Consider the following 24,718-nt stretch of genomic DNA (forward strand, 5'->3'; position numbering starts at 1 on the left):
CCACCCCTCCGCGGCGGGGGACCGAGCCCGAGGGGGGGGGAGCCACCCCCGTGCTCCGGTAGCCACGAACGGAAGGGGCCGGTGCCCCGAGACCTCGGTCTCGGGGCACCGGCCCTTTCCGTGGCTGTCGGGTTAGCCCTCGCCGCCTTCGGTGGTGCGCTGGTTCTGACCCGAGCCCTGCCCGTTCGTGGTCCGCCGCCGACGGCGCCGCCGCTTGGCCTGGCCTTCGCCCGAGCCCTGCGCCCCGGAACGGTCGTGGCCCTGACCGGAGTCCCCGTTGCCCGATCCGCTCTTGCGTTCGTGATCGTGCGGACGACCGTCGCGCTCGGCGCCGTCGGGAGCAGTGTCACCCGAGCGCTGTTCGCCGTGGTGGGCACGGTTGCCGCCGCGGCCGCCCGAACGACGACGCTGCCGGTCGGAACCGCGTCCGGAGCGTTCGCCGTTGCGATCCGAGGAGCGACCGCCACGTCCGCTGCGGCCACCGCGCCCGTTCTCCGAACCCTGACGGGCGGACTTGTCCGGCCCTCCCAGGTCCTCGAGCTCTTCGGCGGCCAGACCCGCGTGAGTGCGCTTGCTCTTGGGCAGACGGCCCTTCGTGCCTTCGGGGATCCCCAGGTCGGTGTAGAGGTGCGCGGAGGAGGAGTACGTCTCGCGCGGCTCCTGTACCCCGAGCTCCAGGGCCTTGTCGATCAGGCGCCACCGCGGGACGTCGTCCCAGTCCACGAACGTGACGGCGGTGCCCTTGTTCCCGGCACGGCCCGTACGGCCCGTTCGGTGGAGGAACGTCTTCTCGTCCTCGGGGCACTGGTAGTTGATCACGTGCGTGACATCGTCGACGTCGATGCCGCGGGCCGCGACGTCCGTGGCGACCAGCACGTCCACCTTGTTGTTGCGGAAGGCCCGCAGCGCCTGTTCGCGCGCGCCCTGGCCGAGGTCGCCGTGCAGGGGAGCGGCGGCAAAACCGCGCTTGGACAGTTCGTCGGCCACTTTCGCGGCGGTGCGTTTGGTGCGGGTGAAGATGATGGTCTTCCCGCGGCCCTCGGCCTGCAGGATCCGGGACACCACCTCGTCCTTGTCCAGGTGGTGGGCGCGGTAGATGACCTGGCGGATGTCCGCCTTGGTCGTGCCTTCGTCCGGGGCCGCGGCGCGGATGTGCATGGGCTTGGACATGTAGCGGCGGGCCATGGCGACTACGGGGCCGGGCATGGTCGCGGAGAACAGCATGGTGTGGCGTACTCGGGGGACCGTCGAGAGGATCTTCTCCACATCGGGCAGGAAGCCCAGGTCCAGCATCTCGTCCGCCTCGTCCAGGACCACGGCTTTGACCTGGGAGAGGTCAAGGTGGTGCTGACGGTTCAGGTCGATCAGGCGACCCGGGGTGCCGACCACGATCTCCGCGCCCTTCTCGAGGGCTTCGATCTGGGGCTCATAGGCGCGGCCGCCGTAGATGGTCAGTACGCGCGCGTTACGGGTCTTGGCCGCGGTGGCCAGGTCGGAACCCACCTGGACGGCCAGTTCACGCGTGGGGACGATGATGAGTGCCTGTGGGGCTCCGGCGTTCTTGAGGTCATCCCAGCCCTCGTCGTCGCGTCCCACGACGCGCTGGATCACGGGGATACCGAAGCCCAGGGTCTTGCCGGTTCCGGTCTTGGCCTGGCCGATGATGTCCTGCCCGGTGAGAGCCACCGGGAGGGTCATGGCCTGGATGGGGAACGGGGAAGTGATGCCTTCGGCCGCCAGAGCGTCGACGATGTCCTGGCGGACCCCGAAGTCCGCGAAGGACTTGGGCGCCTCGGCGACCGTCTTCTCGTTCGCATCCACGGAGGCCTCGGCGACCTCTTCGATCGTCGCAGCGGTTTCAGCGGCCTCGGGAGACTCTGGGGTCCCAGCGATGTCAGCGGGTGCTGTGGGCTCGGTGGTCTCTGCCGATAGGTTCTCGGTCACGGTGGAATGGTCCTTGTCCGTCGATCGGGTGCGCGCGGGGCCGGAAACGTTGATCACGTCCGACCGCGGGAATCAGGGCCCGCGGGAAGCGGACGCATGCGCGCAGTGGGGAAGCCGATCGCGGTGGGTGCGGCGAAGACGGTGCCTCCGCCACGTGGTTGTGACTTGATCTCGTCGACGACCGGTCATCCAGTGCGCAACCACTCTACCGGTTGGTCGAGGTCAGGCGTTGGAGACGCCCGGCATGAATCCGACCTTGCGACGGGCTTCGGAGCCGATTTCGACGTAGGCGATGCCCGCGGTCGGGATGATGGTGGTGTGATCCTTGGCATCGGTCAGTGACAGGACCGATCCCTCGGACAGGGCCTTGTTGACCAGTTCCTGGGCCTCTCCCGCGCTCAACGGGGAGTCGACGACGACTTCGCGGCCGACGTTCTGGATACCGATCTTGATCTCCACGGTGCCTCCTGCGGCTGGGTTTGACTCGTCCGGCTGCAAGGCCGATCCGCGAGCCATTCTAGGAACCGGTCAGGTCCAGTCCTCGTCGATGATGCTGATTCCGCCCCAGGCTAAACGAAAGACCTGCCGTTCGGCCTCGGCGCGATCGCCGACCTCGGCGTGATGCGCCCAGTAGGAGGCACCGGCCTCTGCCATTGCGGTCAGGGAACGGGAGAGCATCACGGCGTGTCCCTGACTCAGACCCGCGTTCGGACCGAGCACCGATCCGATGGCCTCGGCCACCCCCACGTGGAAGTTTTCAAACCGGGTGCGGATCTCCGGATCGGCGAGCAGGTCGCTTTCGAAGATCAGCCGGTAGGCCTGGGGCTGGTCGGCCACGAAGTCGAAGTACACGGACAGCATGGACTCCACGCGCGTGCGGTTCACGGGGCTCGAACGCAGGGCCTCGATCAGCCGGGCGGCCAGCCCTTCCAGGTTGTCGTCCACCAGGGCCAGGTACAACTCCCGCTTTCCGGGGAAGTGCTGGTAGAGCACGGGTTTCGAGACCCCGGCCGCTTCCGCGATGTCGTCCATGGAAGCCTTGTGGTACCCGTGCAGGGAGAAAGCCTCGAGCGCGACAGCCAGGAGCTGTGCACGCCTCTGGGCTCGCGGCATCCTCGGTGAGCGCGGGCGTTGTTCTGACATGGTGGCTCCTGCCGCCGGGTCACCCCGCCGCGCGCGGCACGGAACGAAGTCGCGGCTCGGAGTTGGTGGTTGTGTCGCGGTGACCGCGCACCTGTTCGGTGCCCCGTTCGTGGGCGGCGGGATCCGCAGACGTGGGCTCGGAGGCGTCGCTCGCGTGCTTGGCCTCGGGCTCCGGGACCTCGATGCCGAAGAGTGCCTCCAACCCTGCCAGGTAGTCCTCGGCGCGGCCTTCCTGGGCGAGTTTGCGGGCACGCACCGTGGGCTCGTGGAGCAGGGACTTCACCATGCGGCGCATGGCGAACTCCACTTCCTCGTGTGCCGCGGTGCACCCGTGCTGTTGCCGGATCTTCTCGAGTTCCCGGTCGAGCACACCCATCGTGTACTGCCGAAGTGCCACGATCGCGGTGCTCATGTCCCGCCCTTCGCGGCGCTGCCGGAACCGCTGGGTGGCCTGGTCCACGATCTGTTCCGCCGCGGCCACGGATTCGTCGGTCTCCTCCGGGGCGGCGAGCTTGACGGACTCCAAGGTGATCAGTTCGACCTCGGGCAGATCGGCGACGGCGGGGTCGAAGTCCCGGGACAGGGCAAGATCCACCACGGTCAGCGGTCCGAGCGGGATCTCCTCGACCGACATGGGTTCTGAACCACCCGAGCAGCCGATCACGACGTCGCAACGTAGGAGGGCGTCCTGCAGGCCGTCGCCATCCACCGGGGTTCCGCCGCGGTTGGCCGTGAACTGCTCGGCCCGGCCCGAGGCGGAGTAGACCTCGATGTCCGCGCAGCCGCGGTCGCGCAGGGCCGCCATTGTGGCGCCCGCGTAGGCACCCGTGCCGAAGACCAGGGCGCGGCGCTGGGGCCACTTTCCGGCCGTGACGTCGTCGGCAAGGTCGAGGGCGACGGAGACGATCGAGCGCCCGCGCTCACCCAGGCTGGTGTGCGTGCCGACTTCCCGCGCGGTCTGTGCCGCCGCTTCGAACAGTCGCACGAGTTCTCCCGAGGCGGTACCGGAGCGCTGCGCTTCGGTCAGGGCGCGCCGCACTTGTCCGGTGATTTCCCGTTCACCCACGACCGCGGACTCCAGTCCCGAGACCACGGTGAAGAGGTGACGGGCGGCGTCGTCGTCGACCAGCAGGCGCACGCCGGAGGCGACGTCACCGGGGTCGAATCCCGCGCGCTGGGCCAGCAGCTCCACCAACTGATCGCGCGACTGCGCGACCACCCGGGGGTCACCGGCGTCAGCGTCGAGTTCGCCGTAGAGCTCGAGTCGATTGCAGGTCGACAGTGCGACAGCGCCGGTCAGGGCACCTGAGTTGACCATGTCCGAGGGCAGGCCGAACGCACCGTCCGCCAGACGGGCAACGGTTGTGAGATCGACATCGCGGTGTGAGGCGACCAGAGAAAAGAGCACCACAGTGATTGCATCGTAACGCCAACCGGTGGCGGCACATGTCACCGCAGTGCTCGAAGTGGTGTCGGACCCAATCACTGACGACGCGTCACCAAACCCCGGCGAGGTGCTTGGCACAATGGCGGTGATGACGACTTCACCTACCCCCCACAGTGCTGCGCCGGGGCATGTGATCGGGCACGACGACGTGACCGACTCCACGGCTCCCTCCGGTTTCAGAGGCGGGTTTGCCAACCTCCCCACTGACCACCCCCTCCGCTCCGGTCGCACGCTCGAGACACCTCTCCTGCAGGCCCTCACCGCACGGAAACCGGCTCACCCGCCCGTGTGGTTCATGCGCCAGGCCGGCCGGTCCCTGCCCGAGTACCGCGAGGCCCGCGGCCAGACGGCCATGCTCGATGCCTGCCTGACCCCGGATCTGGCCGCCGAGATCACACTCCAGCCGGTGCGTCGGCACAACGTGGACGCGGGCATCTTCTTCTCGGACATCGTGGTGCCGCTGCGCCTGGCCGGCGTGGACGTGGAGATCGTGCCGGGCAAGGGCCCCGTCCTGGGCACCCCGGTCCGTACGGCAGCGGACGTCGCCGCCCTGCCGGAAATCGACGACGACGCACTGGAGCCCATCCGCGAGGCGGTGGCCCTGACGGTGGCCGAACTCGGGGAGACCCCTCTCATCGGGTTCGCCGGTGCCCCGTTCACGGTGGCCGCCTACATGGTCGAAGGCGGACCGTCCCGTGACCACCTGCTCCCTCGCACGATGATGCACGCGGACCCGGAGGCCTGGGACGCGCTCGCGAACTGGGCGGCACGCGCCTCCGGTGCGTTTCTGCGGGCGCAGGTGCTCGCAGGGGCCTCCGCCGTGCAGCTGTTCGACTCCTGGGCGGGATCGTTGTCCGTCCACGACTACCTGGACCACGTGGTGGGGCACTCGGCCACCGCACTGTCCGCCGTCGCCGACCTCCCCGTTCCCCGGATCCATTTCGGAACCGGAACCGGCGAACTGCTCGGGGCCATGCGCGACGCCGGGGCGGAAGCGGTGGGCGTGGACCATCGAATCCCGCTCGAGGAGGCCAACCGCCGACTGGGCGGGCGTACGGTGGTTCAAGGCAACATCGACCCCGCGTTGCTCCCCGCCCCGACGGACATCCTGCACCGGCACGTCGACGACGTGCTCCGTGGTGGATCGCAGGCCCCGGGGCACGTGGTGAACCTGGGCCACGGTGTGCCGCCGAGCACCGACCCGAACGTCCTGACCGACCTGGTCAGCTACATCCATGCGAGCACCGTCGCCTCCGGGCGCGGCTGAGCCGCTACCACCACCTCCGGTGACCGCCTAGGCAGCGGGCCCCACCGGAATCTGAAAGGAGCCTTCCGGTGACCCCCTCCTCGGACGAGCGCCAGAGCGCCACGAAGCACCGCCGAGCACGCAGTGCGCTCGTGGTCGGGGGTGGTGTCGCCGGACTCGTGGCCGCGCGGGACCTGGCGATCGCGGGGCTGCGCGTGACCCTGGTCGAATCCCGGCCCCAGTTCGGTGGCGCCGTGGGCTCCCACATGGTTGCGGACCTGGTCCTGGATTCCGGGGCGGAGTCCTTCGCGACCCGCACCGACGATGTTGCCGACCTCATCAAGGAACTCGGCCTGACCGGTCGGGTGTGCGCACCGAATCAGGCGGGGTCTTGGGTGTACCTGGCCGACGGCGCGCGGCCCGGCGAGCGCTCCGGCGTGCTCGGAATCCCGGGTGATCTGGACCGGGAAGGGCTGAGGGAGACCCTCGGCAAGTACGGCATGTGGCGGGCCAAGCTGGACCTGAAACGACCGGCACGCGTCGGTGTCAAGGCCAAGACGGTGGGGGAGCTCGTCCGGGCCCGTATGGGCGCGGCCGTGGTCGAGAAACTCGTGGCACCCTTCACCCTCGGCGTGCATTCGCTGCACCCCGACGAACTCGACGTCGACACCGTGGCACCCGGCCTGCGCAAGGCCCTCCAGGAGTGCGGGTCCCTGACCGCTGCCGCCGCCTCCCTGCGGCAGGCCACACCGGCCGGGCAGAACGTTGCGAGCCTCAGCGGCGGCATGAACGTCCTGGCCGAAGCCCTGGTTCGTGACCTGACCACCAGGGGAGTCAAGCTCGTGACCGGGTACGACGTCCTGGCCCTGGACCGCGACCCCCGGCGTTCGGGCTGGATGGTGGTCCAACGGCAGCCGGACACCGGGGACAAGACGGCGATCGCCCGCGGTGAGCTGCTGGTCATGGCCGCCGACGGCAGCAGCGCCATCCGTCTGCTCTCCGGGGTGGACCGGGACTTCGCCCAGTTGCAGCCCGACCCGAGCCCCAAGGTGGCCCTGGCCACGCTCGTCGTCGACCGCCCGGAGCTCGATGCGGCCCCGCGAGGCACGGGCGTGCTGGTCGCCCCCGACGCCAAGGACGTGCGGGCGAAGGCCATGACCCACGCCTCTGCCAAGTGGCAGTGGGTCCGTGACGCCTTGCCCGCGGGACGCCACGTGGTCCGGCTCTCCTACGGCCGAGGCGGGGAGAAGGACAACCAGGTATCACCCGAACTCGCCCTCACGGACGAGCAGTTGGTGACCCTGGCCATGCGGGACGCCTCCACCCTCCTGGGCGTCCGTCTGCGCCCTCAGGACTTGGTGGATGCGGACGTCGTGCGCTGGGAACAGGCGCTGAGCCGGCCCTCGCCCGGACACCGTGACCGGGTCGTGCGGTTGCGTGAGGACGTGGCCAAGCTGCCCGCGGCCGTCGCCGTGGGCGCGTGGCTGGCCGGTACCGGCCTGGCCGCCGTCGTCAAGGACACCCGCCGTGAGGTCGCCGAACTGCTGGAACGCGAGGCCGCGTCACCGGCCACGGACGACCACCCGTGAACGACACCCACCAGTCAGAATCACCCGACAGACAGTCCGAGGATCCCGACGAGGACCGGACCAGGAAGGACGAGAGAACCGTGAGCGAGAACGCACCGTCGAGCACGCAGAGCACACAGACCCCGGAGCAGGCGGAGGAGACCCTCTACTGGGCCGTGTGGTCGGTGTACGCCCGTGATCACGGCCGCACCGCGTTGACCGCGGCGGAGGAGGCCCCGGCCGTCGAGGAGTTCGACGCGCTGGTGGCCGCCCTGGCCGAGGAAGGTGTGATCGTCCGCGGCACCTACGACGTTTCCGGGCAGCGCAACGACGCCGACGTCATGCTCTGGCTGCACGGCGACGACCCCCAGGCGCTGCAGTCCGCCCTGCGCCGCGTCCGCCGCACCGCGCTGATGGCAGGCACCCACCAGGTGTGGTCCTCGATGGGTGTGCACCGCGACGCGGAGTTCACCCGCAACCACCTGCCCTCCTTCGCCCGCGGGGTGGCCCCGGAGAAGTGGATGTGCGTCTACCCGTTCGTGCGCTCCTACGACTGGTACTACATGGACGACGAGCATCGCTCCAAGATCCTGCGCGACCACGGCATGAAGGGCCGGGATTACCCGCAGGTGCTGGCCAACACCATCGCCTGCTTCGGGCTCAACGACTACGAATGGCTGCTCGGCCTGGAGGCTCCTGAACTCGTGGACCTGGTGGACCTCATGCGTCACTTCCGGAACACCGAGGCACGGCTGTACGTACGCGAGGAGACCCCGTTCTACACCGGCCGCCGGGTGGAGACCGCGGAACTGCTCGAGGTTCTTCGATGAGCGCCGGTCAGACCCGGGACCGGGAGGTCGAACCGGAGGAGGTGCTCGCGCCGTCGTCGGTCGTGGTGCCGACCGGTGACGAGCTGGCCCGCCTTGCAGCCGACGGCGGAACGGGTGCGACGGCGGGTGCAGCGCAGATTTCCTCTGCGGCGCTGAGCCAGGCCCGCGCCGACGAAGCCGCCGAGTGGGACGCCGTGGTGCTGTCCTCCTTCGGCGGGCCGGAAGGTCAGGACGACGTGATCCCGTTCCTGCGTAACGTCACGCGCGGCCGCGGCATCCCGGACGAGCGCCTCGAGGAAGTCGCCACGCATTACCGGGCCAACGGTGGGGTCTCGCCGATCAATGCGCAGAACCGTGCCCTGCTGGCCGCGCTGGAGGCCGAAATGCGGGACCGCGGTGTCGAGACGCCGATCCTGTGGGCGAATCGCAACTGGGAACCCTACGTCGGCGACGTCGTCCGGCAGCTGCACGACGAGGGCAAGGACCGGGTGCTGGTGCTCGCGACCTCCGCCTTCTCCGGGTACTCGTCCTGCCGCCAGTACCGCGAGGACTACGGGGTGGCGGTGCGGGAAGCGGGCCTGCAGGACCGGATGACGATCGGCAAGATCCGTCAGTACTACGACTCCGAAGGCTTCCTGCTCCCGTTCGTGGAGGGTCTGGAAACCGCCCTGACCGAGATCACGGCCCAGGACTCCTACGGCGAGGGCCCCACGCGGATCCTGTTCGCGGCCCATTCCGTGCCCGACGTGGACGCCGTGGCCTCCGGGCCCGAGCAGATGCGGGACCGTTTCGTGGGTGGCTCCGCCTATGTCCACCAGCTGCTCTCGGCTTCCCGGGAAATCATGGCCCGCCTGGCCGACCGTGCCGGGCACGGGTCCGTCGATCAGCTGCCCGACTGGGAGCTGGTCTTCCAGTCCCGCTCCGGCTCGCCGAAGGTGCCGTGGCTGGAACCCGACGTCAACGACGCGATCGAGAAGGCCGCGGGTGACGGCGTGGGTGGCGTGATCGTGGTCCCGATCGGATTCGTCTCCGATCACATGGAGGTCATCTGGGACCTGGACACCGAAGCGCGGGAAACGGCCGCCGAACAGGGCCTCGCGTTCATCCGCACGGCCACCCCCGGTACGCACCCGGCATTCGTCGCGGCACTGGTGGACCTGATCGAACAGCGCATGGTCGGACGCTCCGCCCCCGAGCGGGTCTCCGCGTGCGCCGAGGGCACCTGGTTCGACACCTGCGCGGCCGAATGCTGCACCAAGGTGCTCCGCGGCGCCACCGAACCCCGGCCCACGGTCGCCCAGCGCGAGCCCGGGGCTCCGCTGCCGGTGGGTACCGATGACGACGGAGCCGTGGTCTACGCATGAGTTCTGCACCGACGGCGGTCCTGCGCGTGGGAACCCGGGGCTCGGACCTGGCGGTGACCCAGACCGGTCACGCGGCACAGGCGCTGAGTGTCGCCGCCGCGGCCGCCGGAGCACCGTTGGAGCACGAGCTCACGATCATCCGCACCGAAGGTGACGTGGCCACGGGCTCGCTGGCCTCCTTGGGCGGCACCGGCGTGTTCGCCGCAGCCTTGCGGCACGCCCTGGTGGAGACCCGGGTGGATCTGGCGGTGCATTCGCTCAAGGACCTCCCCACGGCCCCGCACCCTGGACTGGCCATCGGCGCGGTCCCCGTCCGCGAGGATCCCCGGGACGCCCTGTGTGCCCGCGACTGCCTGGCCCTTGCCGATCTGCCCCTCGGGGCCAAGATCGGTACGGGGTCACCGCGCCGGGCCGCGCAGTTGTTGGCGGCCCGCCCCGACCTGGTCATGGTCGACATCCGCGGCAACGTCCCCACCCGTCTGGGCAGAGTTGCCGGGCTGGACGAGGACGGGCCGGGGGACCTGGACGCCGTGGTGCTGGCGGCGTCGGGACTCAACCGGCTGGGACTCGGTGACAGGATCACGGAGTACCTGGACCCGTCGGTCGTGTTGCCGGCCCCCGGTCAGGGTGCCTTGGCGCTCGAGGTGCGCGCGGACCTGCTGTTGGCCGATCCGGAACTGGCGACCCAGGCCTCCGGGGCCTACGGCGAGTTCCCCTCCGTTCGCCCGGACCCCGGGCGTGCGGGGCAGGCCGAACTGGACGCCTGCCTGCTCGCCGCACTGGGTGCGGTGAACCACCAGGAGACCCGGTGGGCCGTGACCGCCGAGCGGTCCTTGCTGGCCCGGCTGGAAGCCGGGTGCGCGGCGCCGGTCGGCACGTTGGCCACGGTCGAGGACGGGTTGCTGGTGCTGCGCGTTGCCGTGGCAGCCCCCGACGGGAGCCGGATCATGCGGCGCACGGAAGCCTCCGACGAACTCTCCGCCGAAGCCGCGCGTGAACTCGGCCGGAGGGTCGGCGATGGGCTGTTGGCCGACGGCGCCGCCGCACTGGCGGGACTGGCCTGAGGCTGCGGTCCACGGTGCGACCGAACGACGGCGAATCTCCGCTCTCCGGGGCGCGCGTGCTCGTAACCCGGACCCCGGACCGGGCCCGCGACCTCGTCGCCGCACTACGGGCGGCGGGTGCCGAACCCGTCCTGGCTCCCGTGCAGGAAGCCGTCCCGGTCTCGGGTGCCGACGCGCAGGCGTTCCAGGACCTCTTGGACCGCCTGGCCGGTTCCGGTGCGCCCCACTGGGTGGCCGTCACCTCGGCCAACACCGTGCGAGCCATGGCACGCGCGGTGTGGGCAGGGTTCTCCGGCAACGGGCGTGGGCTCGGGGAATGGCTGGCGCCTGCCTTGCAGCGGGGGCTCCAGGTCGCGGCGGTCGGTACGGCCACGGCCGCTGAACTGGAAGCCCACGGGGTCCCCGTCCACCTGCTGCCCCCGGCCGAGCATTCGAACGCCCGGGGGATGGCGCGGGTGTGGCCCACGCCGCCGTCGTCGGGCCACGACGACGCCCCCACGGTGTACCTGCCCCAGTCCGCGAACGCCCGCCCCACCCTGGCCCGGGGACTCACCGAGCACGGGTGGCGGGTTCGAGTCGCCACGGCCTACCGGATGGCCGAATGGCCGTCCGCGGACCCGCTGGTTCCGGCTGACCCGCTGGACGGGCTCCCGGTCTGGACCACGGACAGGGCCCGGACCGAACTGCACTCCGGGGCCGTGGATCTGGTGGCGGCCACGGCGCCGTCGGTCATCCAGGCACTCGCGGCACCCGCAGAACCCGCGGCGACCCGTGACGACGTCGTGAACCGCGACACGCGACGTGGGTACCGGCCACCTGTGCCCGCTACCGTGGGAGTGGTCGCGATCGGGGAACCCACGCGACAGGCCTGCGAGAAGCTGGGCATCACCGCGCTCGCGGCCCGCGACCCGTCAACGGACGCATTGATCGAAGCACTCGAGGAGCAACGAACCATGAGCACAGCTCAGAACCAAGCCGGGAGCCCGGAAACCCGCGGGTCCGTGGACCTGCCGTACCGGCCGCGGCGGCTGCGCACCTCACCGATCATGCGCGCGCACGTCCGTGAGACCCACCTCCACCCCAGTCAGCTCATCCTTCCGGTCTTCGTGCGCGAAGGTGCTCAGGAGCCCCGCGCGATCAGTTCCATGCCGGGCGTCGTGCAGCACTCGATGGATTCCCTGAAGCACGCCGCGACCGAGGCCGTGGAGCTGGGGCTCGGTGGATTCATGATCTTCGGCGTGCCCACGACCTTGGACGCCACCGGCTCCGGACTGGTGGCCGAGGACGGTGTGCTCAACCAGGCCCTGTGCGCCGTCCGTGCGGAGGTCGGCGACGACATCCTGGTCATGGCCGATCTGTGCCTGGACGAGTTCACGGACCACGGCCACTGCGGTGTCCTCGACGACCGCGGCCGGGTGGACAACGACGCCACGCTCGCGCTCTATGCCCAGGCCGCCGTGGCCCAGGCCGAGGCCGGTGCCCACGTGCTGGGCCCCTCCGGCATGATGGACGGTCAGGTGGGCGTCATCCGCACGGCCCTCGACGAGGCCGGGTTCATCGACACCTCCGTGCTGGCCTATTCCGTCAAATACGCCTCGGCCTTCTACGGGCCCTTCCGAGAGGCCGTGGACTCGAGTCTCACCGGGGACCGCAAGACCTACCAGATGGATCCCGCCAATCGCCGGGAGGCCATGCGCGAGCTGGAGCTGGACCTGGACGAGGGGGCCGACATGGTCATGGTCAAGCCCGCGATGTCCTACCTGGACATGGTCCGCGAGGTGGCCGATCATTCGCCCGTCCCCGTCTCCGCCTACCAGATCTCCGGCGAGTACTCGATGATCCAGGCGGCTGCCGCCAACGGGTGGATCGACCGTCGTGCCGCCATCCAGGAGTCCCTGCTCTCGATCCGGCGAGCGGGTGCCGACACCGTCCTGACCTACTTCGCGACCGAGGCCGCGCGGTGGTGGCGGGAGGAGAACGGAGTGGCCTGAGAACAGGCCCGGACCGGTCCGGACCGGCCCCGTGGTGAGGACCCGGGCCCGAGCGCCGCGCAGCCACACCGAACCGACCAGACTTTCCCGCCCCGTACCGGCGGCGACCCCAGCAACAGACCAGAAACCAGAGAGGACGATCTCGTGACCGTCTCCGAAGAACTCTTCGACCGTGCCCGGCGTGTGATGCCGGGTGGCGTGAACTCGCCCGTGCGGGCCTTCAACTCCGTGGGTGGCACACCCGCCTACATCACCGCCGCGCGCGGGCCCTACCTGCAGGACGTCGACGGACGCGAGTACGTGGACCTGCTCGGCTCCTGGGGCCCCGCCCTGGTCGGCCACGCGCATCCCGTGGTGTTGGAAGCCGTCCACTCGGCAGTGGAGAAGGGCCTGGGATTCGGCACCTCCACCCGCGCCGAGACCGAGCTGGCCGAGGCCGTGGTCGACCGGATTGCGGCGATCGAGGAGATCCGCATGGTCTCCACGGGCACCGAAGCCACCATGACGGCGATCCGACTGGCGCGAGGCGTCACCGGACGCGACCTGGTCATCAAGTTCGCAGGTTGCTACCACGGCCACGTGGACTCGTTGCTCTCGGAGGCCGGCTCCGGCGTCGCAACCCTGTCCTTGCCGGGCTCCGCGGGGGTCACGGCCGCCACGGCGGCGGAAACCCTGGTGCTGCCCTACAACGACCTGGAGGCCGTTCGCGCCGCCTTCGCCGCCCATCCCGATCGGATCGCGGCCGTCATCACCGAAGCCGTGCCCGCCAACATGGGTGTGGTCCCGCCGGAGCCCGGTTTCAATGCCGGACTGCGGGAGATCACCCGCCAGAACGGGGCGCTCATGATCTTCGACGAGGTCATGACCGGTTTCCGCCTCCATCCCGCCGGGTACTGGGGCCTGTCCTCACCCGACGAGGGCGGGTGGGAACCCGACCTGTTCACCTTCGGCAAGGTCATCGGTGGCGGTCTCCCGGCCGCCGCGGTCGCGGGCAAGCGTGAGGTCATGGAGCAGCTGGCACCCACCGGGCCGGTGTACCAGGCGGGCACCCTGTCCGGCAACCCCGTGGCCATGGCGGCCGGACTGGCCACGCTTCAGTTGGCCGACGACGACTGCTACCGCACCGTGGACCGCCGGTCCGAACAGCTGCGGGCCGCCGTGACGGAGGCCTTCGACGCGGCGGGTGTGGACCACTCCGTGCAGAACGCGGGGTCGCTGTTCTCGGTCACCTTCGGCACCGCGGGCAAGCCCGTGCGCACCTACGCCGATGCCAAGGCCCAGGAGGTCTTCCGCTGGGCCCCGTTCTTCCACTCGATGCTCGATCAGGGTGTGCACCTGCCGCCGTCGGTGTTCGAGGCCTGGTTCCTGTCCGCGGCCCACGACGACTCCGCCATGGAGCGCATCATGCAGGCACTGCCGGCCGCTGCCAAGGCGGCCGCGGAGGCCACGCCGAACGCCTGACAGCAGACCGGAAGGGTCGGGCCCGCGTGTGTGCGTGCCCGACCCTTCCGGTCTGTCAGCGGGTCACTGACCCGTGATGTTCTTGGCGGCGTCCTTGACGTTCTCGCCCGCCTGCTTGGTCTTGGCCGATGCCTGGTCTCCGGCGCCTTCGGCCTGCATCTGCTCGTTGTCGGTGGCCTCGCCCAGGGCTTCCTTGCCCTTGCCGGATGCCTCTTCCGCCTTGTTCTTGATCTTGTCGCCGAATCCCATGACTGCCTCCTGGGTGGTGATGGATAGTGACATTGCCAACAGTACCCTTAGCAAGTTGGTGGGTGAGACGGGCCGTCAGGACCTGACGGGCCAGGTCCCGTCGATCACGATCGTGGGATCGTTCTTCACCCCGCGCAGGTAGTCCTGCAGGTTCAGTGCCTGTGCCTCGGCCCAGCCGATCTGCGCGTCGTGCAGGGCTGCGGCCGGAACACACAACTCCGCGTGTTCCCGGGCCAGGATCTGGGCCAGTCGCACCGCCGCCAGGGCGTCCTCCGCGGACGTGTGGGCGGATTCCAGGGGGATGCCGTAGGCCTCGGACAGTGCCACGAGGGTTCGCTTTCCGTGCCAACGAACCCGGACCTGCTTGTGCATGACATACGGGTCCAGGACGGGGCGCGGGGCGGCCAGGTCCAGACCGTGGCGCTGCGCCTCCGCGGCCAGGACGGTGAAGTCGTACGGTGCGTTGAAGGCCAGGACGGGGATGTTCCGGACGAACAGGTCGCCGATCACCTGGACCAGTTCGGAAACCACCTGTCCGGCCGGAGCACCGTGCTCGCGAGCGTGTTCCGTGGTGATGCCGTGGATGGCGGCGGCGCCGTCGGGAATCTCGACGCCGGGGTCGGCAAGCCATTCCCATTGCCCCAGGATCTGGCCGTCCGGAGCCACGAGCAGCACGGAGGCGGTCACGATGCGGCAGGTCCGCGCATCACGGCCCGTGGTCTCCAGGTCGAAGGTGGCCAGTGCCTGGTCGGGCCAGGCGAGCTGCGCGTCGATCACGACGTCGTCGAGGTCGGCGGCCTCCGGCTGGGTGCCCTCCGCGACGGGGGTGTCGAAGAGGGTCGGCTGATCGGGTCCGGGCACGTGCGGCATGTCCACACCGTACGTGCCCGTACCGACACCGTCTGGCAACCCACCCGGAGGGCTGTTGTGTGAGCCGCCTTACGCCGCGATGGTGCTCGGATGCTTGTGTCGTCCGGGACTCGTGGTGGGATATGGCCATGGTCGATCTCAGCCCAGTACAGCCTGATTCCGCTGCCCAGGACGCGGACGTGCTTGCCGGTGTGCTCCCCGTCGAACGCCGGGGCAGGTGGGCCATCACCGCTCCCGAGCCCAGTGGACTGCACGTTCCACCGTGGGAGGCACTGGATCCTGAGCAACAGGAGATCGCCGGACTGGAATTCGGGTGTGGGCCCCGCCTGGTCCTGGGAGCACCCGGCACCGGACGCACCACAGCCTTGGTGTCGCTTGCCGCGCGCCGGCTCCGGGAGGGGCTGTCGGCGGACAATCTCCTGGTCCTCACCCCGAGCAGGAGTTCCGCCGCGCGGGTACGGGACACCCTGACGGCCACGGTGGCCACCACGATGTCCACCCCGCCGGTGAGGGCGTGGCAGGCGTACGCGTTCGACCTGCTGCGCCGAGCCCATGTCCAAGGCCGGCTGCCGGGGGTGGAGAACCCGCCCAAACTGCTCTCCGGACCGGAACAGGACGTCCTGATCCGCGAACTGATGGAGGGCCACGCCCACGGCATCGGCGCGGGCGTCGTCTGGCCCCCGGATCTTCAGGAAGCCGTGTCGACGCGCGGCTTCCGGCAGGAGATGCGGGAACTGTTCGACCGGCTCTCGGAGCACGACCTGTCCCCGGAAGACCTGGCGGACCTCGGGCGTCGGCTGGGCCGACAGGACTGGGTGGTTGCGTCGTCGTTGCGAGCCGAGTACCAGGCCGTTCGGCGGCTGCGCATGCCGGAGGCCTTCGACCCCGCGGAGCTGGTCACGGAGGCCGCTCGGCTGCTCGAGAACGACCCCGAGATGCTCGCCACCGAGCAACAACGGCTGGAACTGGTCCTCGTCGACGATCTCCAGGAGGCCACCCGTTCGATCCACCGACTCCTGGCCGTGCTGTGTGCGGGCCGGGACGTGATCATGACGGCCTGCCCGGACACCGTGGTCCAGGGTTTCCGTGGCGCCCGCCCGGACGCGCTGCGCGGGCTGACCGACCGCGTCGGTACGGCAGCAGCACCGCTGCGGACCCACCTGCTGGTCACGGGCCACCGCATGCCCGCCGAGATCCAGGAGGCGTGGGGGAGGGTTGCCGCCCGGGTTCCGGCCGTGACGGGCCAGTCACCGCGGTCGCGGCGCCCCTCACCGGCCCCCACCCCGAACACTGCGTCGGCGCCGGGGCCCGAATCCTCTGGATCCGGGGCTTCCGCCGCGCAGCCAGGTTCGGGTGATTCGGGCCTGCACGCCGTCGTGTTGGCCTCCGAGGTGCATGAGGCACGGTGGATCGGACACGGCATCCTCCGGCGCCATCTCCTGGAGGGGGTGCCGTTCCAGGACATGGCCGTGGTGGTGCGCAACAGTGCTCGGCTCAAGAGCGTCCAGCGCCAACTGGAAGGACTCGGGATCCCCGTGACCACGTCCGCCGCGGAGACGCCCGTGCGGGACGAACCCGCCGTCAAACCGCTGTTGGACGCGCTCAAACTGGTGGTAGACGCGCACCACAACGACCAGGAGCCGACCGACGAGTCCGCGTCCCTGCTGGCCGCGGTCGAAGCCGTGGACCTGTTGGGCTCACGGATCGGCGGGGCCAGCGCCATGGACATCCGGAGGCTGCGTCAGAGGCTGCGCTACGCGGAACTCAGGGACGGTGGCGGCCGCAATTCGGACCAACTCCTGGTGGAAGCCCTGGTGGTGCCGGGGGCGCTGGACGCCGCTGGGGTGCGCTCGACCCCCGCCAGGCGGATCGCTCGCATGGTCCAGGCCGGCCGGGCCGCGTTGGGTGGGCCCAATGCGACCGCGGAGACGGTGCTCTGGGCGCTGTGGGAGGCCGCGGGGGTCGCGGATGCGTGGCAGCGGGAGGCGCTCAACGGTGCGGAGGCCGGACGACGAGCGGACCGCGACCTGGACGCCGTCGTCGGTCTGTTCGAAATGGCCGAACGATTCGTGAACCACCTGCCCGGTGCCGGTGCGGCGGAGTTCCTGGACTTCCTGGAATTACAAGAGCTGCCCATGGACACCCTTGCTGCACGGGCCCCCACCCGGGCGACGGTCGAGATCATGACCCCCGCCACCGCGGCCGGCCGGGAATGGCCCGTCGTGTTCGTCGCGGGAGTCCAGGAGGGCCAGTGGCCCAACACCACCCTGCGCGGCCAGCTCCTGGGTGCCGATCTGCTCGACGACGCCGTGGAGCTGGGGGTCGAGGCCGCCGCCAGGACCTCGCCGGTCACGCGCGTCACCCTGGTCCGGCATGACGAACTGCGGTCCTTCTCGACCGCTGTATCCCGCGCCGGGCGTGAACTGCTCGTCAGTGCCGTGGTGGACCAGGACCACGAACCCTCCGATTTCCTGGGCCTCGTGGACCCGTGGGAGGTGTCCCGCCACCCGGAGGCCGCGGAGAACAGCAGGCCCGTGCTCAAGGCACCCCGGCCCCTGACCCTGCGCGCTTTCACCGGGCAGTTGCGCGCCGCCGTCGGGGACGGGGCCGAAGCCCCTGAACACGCAGAGGCCGCAGCTCGCCTGCTCCACCGGCTCACCCGGACCCGCACGCCCGTGCCGGGCGCGCATCCGGAGCAGTGGTGGGGTCTCCTGCCGCTGTCTTCCGAGGGCCCCGTCCTGGATCCCGACCAGCCCGTTCCGGTGTCGCCGTCGCGGATCGAGACCATCAGCCGCTCGCCGTTGGACTGGTTCGTGTCCACGGCGCGGGCGGAGGAAGCCACGGATGCCGCGCGCAGCCTGGGCACGCTCGTGCATTCGATCGCGGAGGAGTTCCCGAACGGCTCGGGGACCGAACTGGTCGCCCAGTTGGAACGTCGCTGGCCGGAACTCGGTCTGCCCACCGGGTGGGAAACGGACCTCCTGCTGGAACGGGCCCGCACCATGCTCCGCAAGTTCGCCGCGTACGTGATCGATGCCCGCAAGGACGGCGGGCGGGAACTCGTCGCGGTGGAAGGCTCGTTCAGCGTGCTGGTTCGTGGACGCGCGCGGGACGCCCTGCTCCGGGGCCGCGTGGACCGGCTGGAGGTGGATGCCCAGGGTCGTTACGTCGTGGTCGACCTCAAGACCGGGGCCGTGCAGCCCAGCGGGGCCGATGTTGCACGGCACCCGCAGATGGGCACCTACCAGGTCGCCCTGGCCGCCGGGGCGGGGGAGGCAATGGCTGCCGCTGCTCGATCCCAGGACGACGACGCCGCGCCCGATCAGGAGGCCGACCTGGTCCTGGACCTCGGCCCGGAATCCCGGGTGTCCGATCCGGGCGGAGCCGTCCTCGTGCAACTGGGCCGAACAACCAGCGGCTACACGGCACAGCGCCAGGACCCGCTGGCACCCGACGAACGATGGGCCCAGGAACTCGTCACCGCCGCGGCCGAACTGGTGTCCCGCGACCATTTCATCGCCCGCCACACGGGGCAGAACACCGGCTCGTACGGGATGCGCTGTCGCCTGCCGGAGATCTGCCCGCTCTGTAGTCAGGGAAGGCAGGTCACCGAATGAACGCCCATCCGTACGGTGGGATCGACCCTCGATTCACCCCCGAGGAACTGGCCGCCGCGCTGGGGACAAACACCCCCACGGGCCAGCAGTCCGCTGTCATCTCCGCGCCTCTCACGCCCAAGCTCGTGGTCGCGGGCGCAGGTTCGGGCAAGACGGCCACGATGGTCGACCGCGTGGTCTGGCTGGTGGCCAACGGGATTGTGCGGCCGCACCAGGTCCTGGGCGTGACCTTCACCCGCAAGGCCGCCGGCGAACTGCGGGACCGAGTGCGCGGGCGGCTCAGCGTTCTGCGCTCCAAGGGGCTGCTGGTCCCGTCCGAGGACACGGCGATGGAGGACACCGCCGCCGCAGATGTCGGAGACGTCGGCGACTCGCTGCCCCTTGACCCCACCGTGTTGACGTACCACTCCTACGCGAGTGCCCTGGTGCGGACCTACGGGCTGAGGATCGGGGTCGAGCCCGAGACCGTGTTGCTCGGCCAGGCTCAGGCCTGGCAGCTGGCCACCCGCGTGGTGCAGTCCTGGGACGGCGAGGTCACGGCCGACCTCAAGGCCTCCACCCTGACCCAGGACGTGTTGTCCCTCAGTTCCGGGGCAGCGGAGCACCTGCTGAGTCCGGGGGAGATCGACGAGTTCCTGGAGGGCTTCCTGCCCCAACTGTCCGACGTCCCGCCGTCCAAAAAATCCAGGGCACTCGACAAGGCCGTCAAAGATGCGGTGGCCAAGATGCATCGCACCCGTTTGCTCACGCGGTTGGTCAAACGGTTTCGTGACCTCAAGCGGGAGACCGAGACCATGGACTTCGGGGACCTGCTGGAACGCGCGGCCCGCATCGCCAAGGAGGACCCGGCGGCCCGAACCCTGGAACGTGAACGCTTCCGCGTGGTCCTGCTCGACGAGTTCCAGGACACCTCCCACGCGCAGATGGTGCTGTTCGCTTCTCTGTTCGGAGACGGCCATTCCGTGATGGCCGTGGGAGATCCCCAACAGTCCATCTACGGTTTCCGCGGCGCCTCCGCGGGGCAGCTGTTCAGCTTCGACCGGTGGTTCCCCGCCCCGGACGCAACGGCTGCCGAACCGGCCTACCTCACCACGGCCTGGCGGAACGACACCGCGATCCTGGACGTGGCGAACACCATCGCCCAACCGCTGCGCACGCCGCCGCCGTGGTCCGTGAGCACCGGCCGGGGCCTGCAGGAGGTCCCTCAACTCGACCCCCGCCCGGGCGCCGGGACCGGCCGTGTGGAGGTCAACCGCTATCTCACCGACGACGACGAGGCCCGCGCCATCGCCGGATCCATTGCGGGATCCATTGCGGGATCCATGGGTGGGTCCATCGCCGAGTCCGACCAGGGCCCTGGTTCTGCGCACGGTCAGGTCGCCTCGGAGCGCACTCCGCCGGTCACCACCGCGGTGCTGTGCCGGCGTCGTGCCCAGTTCGAGCCCGTGCGACGGGAACTGGCCGCACGCGGCATCGCCTACGAAGTCGTGGGCCTCGGTGGCCTGCTCGAGGTTCCCGAGGTGGCCGACGTCGTCGCCACCCTGCAGGTCCTCACCGACCCCGGACGTTCCGACGCCCTGGCACGCCTGCTCACCGGGGCGCGCTGGCGCATCGGAGCCCGCGACCTGGTCGCTCTGGCGGACTGGGCGGGGCACCTCGAGCGGCGTCGCACGCAGGCGGCGCGCACCGGCCGCCTGGTCGAGGAGATCGACGCCGACGCCGAGGCCGGGGCGGGGGAGGGCGGCGACGTCGTGATCGAACCCGACCTGTCCGATGCCGCATCGCTGATCGAGGCGGTCGAAACCCTGCCGCGGCCGGGGTGGACCTCCGGGGCCGGGCGCAGCATCACGGACAGCGGACGCGATCGCATGCAGCGCTTCGCCGACGAGCTGCACGGCCTGCGGTCCTGGCTGTCCGAGGACCTGGCCACGGTGCTGACCGTGGTCGAACGAACCATCGGCGTGGACATCGAGGTTTCGGCCAGGGCCGGGGCTTCCGCGGCGGAGGGGCGGCGGAACCTGGACGCCTTGCAGGACGTGGCGCTCGAATACAGTGCTGCGACCGGGTCGCAGGACATCGGGGCCTTCCTCGCCTGGCTCAAGGTCGCCGCTTCCGAGGAGAATCCGGACACCGCACCTGCGGATCCGAACCCCGGCGCCGTACAGATCCTCACCGTCCACGCCTCCAAGGGGCTGGAATGGGACCACGTCTACGTGCCGGGCATGAACGCGAAGTCGTTCCCGTCCGACAAGTCCTCCGCCTGGACCAAGTCTGCCGCGGCCGTGCCCTGGCCGCTGCGTGGTGACCGGGACTTCCTGCCACAGTGGGCCCCGGACACCACGGACGTGGTCACGCTCAAGGAGTCCATGGCGCTGTTCGTCGAGGACTGCGCGCAGCACACGACCGATGAGGAGCGACGGCTGGCGTATGTCGCGTTCACCCGTGCCCGTAGCCTGCTGAGCCTGTCGTGCTCGGTGTTCGTGGGCGGCACAGCCATGCAAAGGGCTCCCTCGGAGTTCCTGGACGAGTTGAACGATCTGACGGAGCCCGGACCGGCGGGTACGTCCGTGGTGCGTCGGGGAACCTGGGTCGAACCGGACGAGGACTTGCCCAACCCTGCCAAGTCGAGGACCCTCGAAGCGGCCTGGCCCTACGATCCCCTCGAGGGCCCCGAGGTCACCGAGATCGTGGCGAGCACAGCAAGCCCCGGTGCGGACACCACCGGAGCTGAAGTCCACGGGGCTGAGGGCACGGGTGCTGAAGTCATCGAGTACCGCACGGTGCGGCCCCCAGTCCGGGCGGGACGACGTCGCCACCTGGAACAGATCGCGCGAGCGGTACTGGACGGAGGTTTCCGGGAACACCGTGACCTGAGCGACCAGGAACTCTTGGCGCTGCCCGAGGTCCGCCGCTGGGCGGAGGAGGCCCAGGTGCTCGTAGCCGCCCACGAGGCGCCACCGGACCAGCAGGTGCTGCCCATGCCGTCCCACATCTCGGCCTCGACGGTGGTTGCCTTGGGCCAGGACCCGGAAGCCGTCGCCGCCCAGTTGCGGCGCCCCATGCCGCGGCGCCCCGCCGTGGCAGCCAGGGCCGGAACCACGTTCCACGCCTGGGTCGAGGAGTATTTCGGTTCGAGCGCGATCTTCGACGTGGACGAACTCCCCGGCGGCGCCGACGACTTCGTGGACGAGGGCTACGACCTCCCCGCGCTGGCGCGGACCTTCCGGGAGAGCGAATGGGGGCAGCGTCAGCCGTGGGCGGTCGAGCACCCGATCGAGACACCACTGGGCGGATTGACCGTCCGCGGCCGGATCGACGCCGTGTTCAAGCTGCCCGACGACCGGTGGGAACTGGTGGACTGGAAGTCCGGGCGAGTCCCCGGGGCCGCAGACCTGGCGGGTAGAGCTGTGCAGCTGGCGGTGTACCGCCTGGCCTGGTCACGGCTGATGGGGGTGGAGCTGGAGAAGGTGTCGGCGGCGTTCTACTACGTGGCCTCGGACAGGACGGTTCGCCCGCACGACCTGGCGGGCGAAGCCGAGCTGGAGGCGATCGTGACGCGAACCCTCAAGTGAGCGGGTCGCGGCGCAGCTGCGTCACATTGGTCGGCGGCTCGGCCTGACCGGCCTGATCCGTCTGACCGGACGGACCCGTCTGATCGACGCCGTTGGCCTGCCCGTCCACGTCAGGAACGCCGGCCGCTTGAGCCTGCTCGCTCTGCTCCGGCTGAGACTGTTCCGCGCGGGTACGCGCTTCACGCGCGTGCTCCGTGCGGGCCTCCACCGAGTCCTCCGCCTGTGCGGGGCGGCCGGAGGCCAGCTCCTCGTCGTAGTCCGCCACGTCCTTTTCGAGCACCCGGAGCGTGTGCTGCGCGTCGGCCACCATGTCCGGTCGCTCGCGGGAGACCCCGCGCACCAGCCAACGGGCCAGCGCGAACTCGGCTTCCAAGTGGGCCCGACGCAACAGGTGCGGGTCGGGGGCGCGGACACCGGATCGCGTGTAGGCAGCCACCACAGCCTCCGCGAAACCGGCGTCGTTGGCGCCGATCAACCAGGCGAAGTCCAGGGCGGGGTCGCCCACGTGGACGTCGGACCAGCCGGTGACGGCGGTGATGCGGTTGCCGTCGACCACCAGGTTGTCCTCGTTGAGGTCGCCGTGCACCACGTGGGTGGAGAAGCGCCACAGGGTGCGGTCCTCGAGGGCGTTCTCCCAGCGTTGCAGCAAGCCGGACGGGATCTTCCCCGTGGTGGCGGCCTGGTCCAGCTCGTTGAGCATGCGGGTCCGGCACTGGTCGGCGCTGTAGGCGGGCAGGTCGGCGTCCATGACCATTGCGCGCGGCAGGTCGTGGATCGCGGCCAGGAGCTGGCCGATCTGGGTGGTCACGGGCGGGACGGGCTCCGCGCTGGGTGGTTGCGGCCGCGTGGGTGCCGCGTCCTGCAACCGGTCCAGTCGGTCGATCGGCACCGGCCCACCGGGGAGGTGAGAGTAGATGAAGGTCCTGCGTCCGCCGTCGTCCACGGAGCCCACCACGGTGGGGATCAGGAACGGCAGCTTGGACCGCAGCGCCGGGGTGAACGCGCTCAACACGGCGTGCTCGGCGGCCAGTCGGGTACCGGCTTCCTCCGTCAGGGGGCTGCGCACCCGCCAGCGTTTGTGGGCCTGATCCGTTACGACGGCGGAGCGGAAATCGGCGTCGTCGTCCGGTGACGGACCAACCGATGCGGGCACGATCCCGGGCACCCCGGCGACCGCCACCGCTGCCAGATGTTCGAGGGAGGGGCGCATGGAAGCAACCCTACAAGGGGCGGGGAAGGTCACCGCGCCGGTGCGTGGCAGGGGAGTTACCCACCGCCGTGGAGGGCACAGGCCCGGCCCACGTGCGCGCCGTTAGAGTGGAACGGTGCAGTTGCCCAGGCCCACAGTCCTCAACCCCGATGTCATGCCGCTGACGCGTTCGCGTCTGGAACGGCGCAGCCCGGAACGCGACCGCGATGACCAGCGGCCGGGTTCACGGTGGACGTTGGTCACCCTGGACGGTCGGATGCCCGTGGCCGACGGGCGCCTGGTGCTCGTGGAACGCTCAGACCTTGCGCGGATTATCGAGGGCTTGGACGATCCCGACGCCGACCCGGGACTCCCGGAGGTCTACCTCGGTGAACTCACCGACGGCAGCGCGGAGGGCGTGACAGTCCGCCCTCAGCAGGGTCAGGGCGAGATGACACAGGCCCTCACGGAACTGGTGGAACTCAGCCACGCCAGGGGAGATTCGGCCGGCCAACCGCTCGAATGGGCCACCCTGCGGGCGATCGCCCCGGCCCTGGGAGCAGCCGAGCCGGAACACGCAGCCCTGGCGGTCACGGCCCAGGCCGTCACGGCCTGGCACGTCGACCACCCGCGCTGCCCCCGGTGCGGCGAGCTCACGCACGTCGAACGCTCCGGCTGGATGCGTCGATGCCCCGCCGACCGGTCCATGCACTTCCCCCGCACTGACCCCGCGGTGATCGTGGCGGTCACGGACGGTGCCCCTGACTCGTCCCGCGAACGCATCCTCTTGGGCCAGTCCGCGGCCTGGAGCGGTAACCGCTTCTCCACGCTGGCCGGCTTCGTGGAACCCGGCGAATCCATCGAACAGGCTGTTGTCCGGGAGATCGAGGAAGAATCCGGGATCGTGGTCGACCAGGTGCGGTACCTGGGCTCCCAACCCTGGCCGTTCCCGCGGTCGCTCATGATCGGCTGCACGGCCGTCATGCAGTACGGCCAGTTGACCCCCGACGGGGACGAGATCGCTCAGCTGCGGTGGTTCACCCGCGATGAACTCCGGGAAGCCTCCCTCAGCGGAGAGATCGTACTGCCCGGCAAGGTTTCGATCGCCCGCGCGCTGATCGAGCACTGGTTGGGCGAAAACCTGCCCGAATCCGGTTGGTGAC

At 70.2% G+C, this 24,718-nt stretch carries 17 protein-coding genes and 1 pseudogene; 11 read left to right on the plus strand and 7 right to left on the minus strand.

What is annotated here, in order from left to right; translation table 11 throughout:
* Window positions 1-132 precede the first annotated feature (132 nt).
* The 4 genes from GWK18_RS02275 to GWK18_RS02290 all read right to left on the minus strand — a co-directional run bounded on the left by GWK18_RS02275 (window position 133) and on the right by GWK18_RS02290 (window position 4,498).
* Window positions 133-1,845 (minus strand): DEAD/DEAH box helicase, encoded by a 1,713-nt coding sequence (locus tag GWK18_RS02275; protein ID WP_348535820.1) that lies wholly within the window; start codon window positions 1,843-1,845, stop codon window positions 133-135.
* Between the two features lie 321 nt (window positions 1,846-2,166).
* A complete protein-coding gene (locus GWK18_RS13045) occupies window positions 2,167-2,403 on the minus strand; it encodes a DUF3107 domain-containing protein (protein ID WP_123825510.1) in 237 nt (78 codons plus the stop codon).
* 69 nt (window positions 2,404-2,472) lie between these two features.
* Window positions 2,473-3,087 (minus strand): TetR/AcrR family transcriptional regulator, encoded by a 615-nt coding sequence (locus GWK18_RS02285; protein WP_123825509.1) that lies wholly within the window; start codon window positions 3,085-3,087, stop codon window positions 2,473-2,475.
* A 19-nt stretch (window positions 3,088-3,106) separates the two neighbouring features.
* The gene (locus GWK18_RS02290; protein WP_166832946.1) at window positions 3,107-4,498 is read right to left on the minus strand and encodes a glutamyl-tRNA reductase; all 1,392 of its coding nucleotides are present in this window, start codon (window positions 4,496-4,498) and stop codon (window positions 3,107-3,109) included.
* 124 nt (window positions 4,499-4,622) lie between these two features.
* Here GWK18_RS02290 and hemE point away from each other — a divergent pair, with 124 nt between their 5' ends.
* The 8 genes and pseudogenes from hemE to hemL all read left to right on the plus strand — a co-directional run bounded on the left by hemE (window position 4,623) and on the right by hemL (window position 14,058).
* On the plus strand, window positions 4,623-5,801 hold the full coding sequence (hemE, locus tag GWK18_RS02295) for a uroporphyrinogen decarboxylase (RefSeq protein ID WP_199732579.1): 1,179 nt from the start codon (window positions 4,623-4,625) through the stop codon (window positions 5,799-5,801).
* 68 nt (window positions 5,802-5,869) lie between these two features.
* Window positions 5,870-7,369, plus strand: a complete 1,500-nt coding sequence (gene hemG, locus GWK18_RS02300) for a protoporphyrinogen oxidase (RefSeq protein ID WP_348535805.1) — start codon at window positions 5,870-5,872, stop codon at window positions 7,367-7,369.
* Window positions 7,370-7,449: 80 nt separating this feature from the next.
* The gene (gene hemQ / locus GWK18_RS02305) at window positions 7,450-8,178 is read left to right on the plus strand and encodes a hydrogen peroxide-dependent heme synthase (RefSeq protein WP_123825505.1); all 729 of its coding nucleotides are present in this window, start codon (window positions 7,450-7,452) and stop codon (window positions 8,176-8,178) included.
* On the plus strand, window positions 8,175-9,542 hold the full coding sequence (locus tag GWK18_RS02310; protein WP_123825504.1) for a ferrochelatase: 1,368 nt from the start codon (window positions 8,175-8,177) through the stop codon (window positions 9,540-9,542). Before hemQ ends, GWK18_RS02310 begins: the two co-directional genes overlap by 4 nt.
* On the plus strand, window positions 9,539-10,606 hold the full coding sequence (gene hemC, locus GWK18_RS02315) for a hydroxymethylbilane synthase (RefSeq protein WP_166832948.1): 1,068 nt from the start codon (window positions 9,539-9,541) through the stop codon (window positions 10,604-10,606). Before GWK18_RS02310 ends, hemC begins: the two co-directional genes overlap by 4 nt.
* 56 nt (window positions 10,607-10,662) lie before the next feature.
* Window positions 10,663-11,526: pseudogene (locus GWK18_RS13050) on the plus strand (uroporphyrinogen-III synthase); the annotation flags it as partial.
* Between the two features lie 81 nt (window positions 11,527-11,607).
* On the plus strand, window positions 11,608-12,597 hold the full coding sequence (hemB, locus tag GWK18_RS13055) for a porphobilinogen synthase (RefSeq protein ID WP_348535821.1): 990 nt from the start codon (window positions 11,608-11,610) through the stop codon (window positions 12,595-12,597).
* A gap of 144 nt (window positions 12,598-12,741) precedes the next feature.
* The gene (gene hemL, locus GWK18_RS02325; protein WP_166832952.1) at window positions 12,742-14,058 is read left to right on the plus strand and encodes a glutamate-1-semialdehyde 2,1-aminomutase; all 1,317 of its coding nucleotides are present in this window, start codon (window positions 12,742-12,744) and stop codon (window positions 14,056-14,058) included.
* Window positions 14,059-14,121: 63 nt separating this feature from the next.
* On the opposite strand, the gene GWK18_RS02330 is transcribed toward hemL, so the two are convergent.
* Both GWK18_RS02330 and GWK18_RS02335 read right to left on the minus strand, forming a co-directional pair.
* Window positions 14,122-14,307 (minus strand): CsbD family protein, encoded by a 186-nt coding sequence (locus GWK18_RS02330; protein WP_123825572.1) that lies wholly within the window; start codon window positions 14,305-14,307, stop codon window positions 14,122-14,124.
* A gap of 75 nt (window positions 14,308-14,382) precedes the next feature.
* Complete coding sequence (locus tag GWK18_RS02335) at window positions 14,383-15,177, minus strand: exonuclease domain-containing protein (RefSeq protein WP_166832954.1); 795 nt, start codon at window positions 15,175-15,177, stop codon at window positions 14,383-14,385.
* Between the two features lie 128 nt (window positions 15,178-15,305).
* On the opposite strand from GWK18_RS02335, the gene GWK18_RS02340 reads away from it, so the two are divergent.
* Together GWK18_RS02340 and GWK18_RS02345 are read left to right on the plus strand one after the other, a co-directional pair.
* Entirely contained in the window at window positions 15,306-18,794 is a 3,489-nt protein-coding gene (locus GWK18_RS02340; RefSeq protein WP_166832956.1) for an ATP-dependent DNA helicase, read from the plus strand.
* Window positions 18,791-22,366 (plus strand): ATP-dependent DNA helicase, encoded by a 3,576-nt coding sequence (locus GWK18_RS02345; protein WP_123825498.1) that lies wholly within the window; start codon window positions 18,791-18,793, stop codon window positions 22,364-22,366. Before GWK18_RS02340 ends, GWK18_RS02345 begins: the two co-directional genes overlap by 4 nt.
* Here the strand turns inward: GWK18_RS02345 and GWK18_RS02350 are convergent.
* A complete protein-coding gene (locus GWK18_RS02350; RefSeq protein WP_166832958.1) occupies window positions 22,359-23,576 on the minus strand; it encodes a macrolide 2'-phosphotransferase in 1,218 nt (405 codons plus the stop codon). The two genes, GWK18_RS02345 and GWK18_RS02350, sit on opposite strands and share 8 nt — an antisense overlap.
* Before the next feature lie 115 nt (window positions 23,577-23,691).
* Here GWK18_RS02350 and nudC point away from each other — a divergent pair, with 115 nt between their 5' ends.
* On the plus strand, window positions 23,692-24,717 hold the full coding sequence (gene nudC, locus GWK18_RS02355; RefSeq protein ID WP_348535806.1) for an NAD(+) diphosphatase: 1,026 nt from the start codon (window positions 23,692-23,694) through the stop codon (window positions 24,715-24,717).
* Window position 24,718 lies beyond the last annotated feature (1 nt).

The sequence above is a fragment of the Kocuria sp. JC486 genome (genome assembly GCF_011602805.1).
Classification (GTDB): Bacteria; Actinomycetota; Actinomycetes; order Actinomycetales; family Micrococcaceae; genus Kocuria; species Kocuria soli.

Coding starts and splice junctions, on each gene's coding strand:
- GWK18_RS02285 (WP_123825509.1), bottom strand. CDS start 3,087: ATGTCAGAACAACGCCCGCGCTCACCGAGGATGCCGCGAGCCCAGAGG.
- hemE (WP_199732579.1), top strand. CDS start 4,623: ATGACGACTTCACCTACCCCCCACAGTGCTGCGCCGGGGCATGTGATC.
- GWK18_RS02310 (WP_123825504.1), top strand. CDS start 8,175: ATGAGCGCCGGTCAGACCCGGGACCGGGAGGTCGAACCGGAGGAGGTG.
- hemC (WP_166832948.1), top strand. CDS start 9,539: ATGAGTTCTGCACCGACGGCGGTCCTGCGCGTGGGAACCCGGGGCTCG.
- GWK18_RS02330 (WP_123825572.1), bottom strand. CDS start 14,307: ATGGGATTCGGCGACAAGATCAAGAACAAGGCGGAAGAGGCATCCGGC.
- GWK18_RS02335 (WP_166832954.1), bottom strand. CDS start 15,177: ATGCCGCACGTGCCCGGACCCGATCAGCCGACCCTCTTCGACACCCCC.
- GWK18_RS02340 (WP_166832956.1), top strand. CDS start 15,306: ATGGTCGATCTCAGCCCAGTACAGCCTGATTCCGCTGCCCAGGACGCG.
- GWK18_RS02345 (WP_123825498.1), top strand. CDS start 18,791: ATGAACGCCCATCCGTACGGTGGGATCGACCCTCGATTCACCCCCGAG.
- GWK18_RS02350 (WP_166832958.1), bottom strand. CDS start 23,576: ATGCGCCCCTCCCTCGAACATCTGGCAGCGGTGGCGGTCGCCGGGGTG.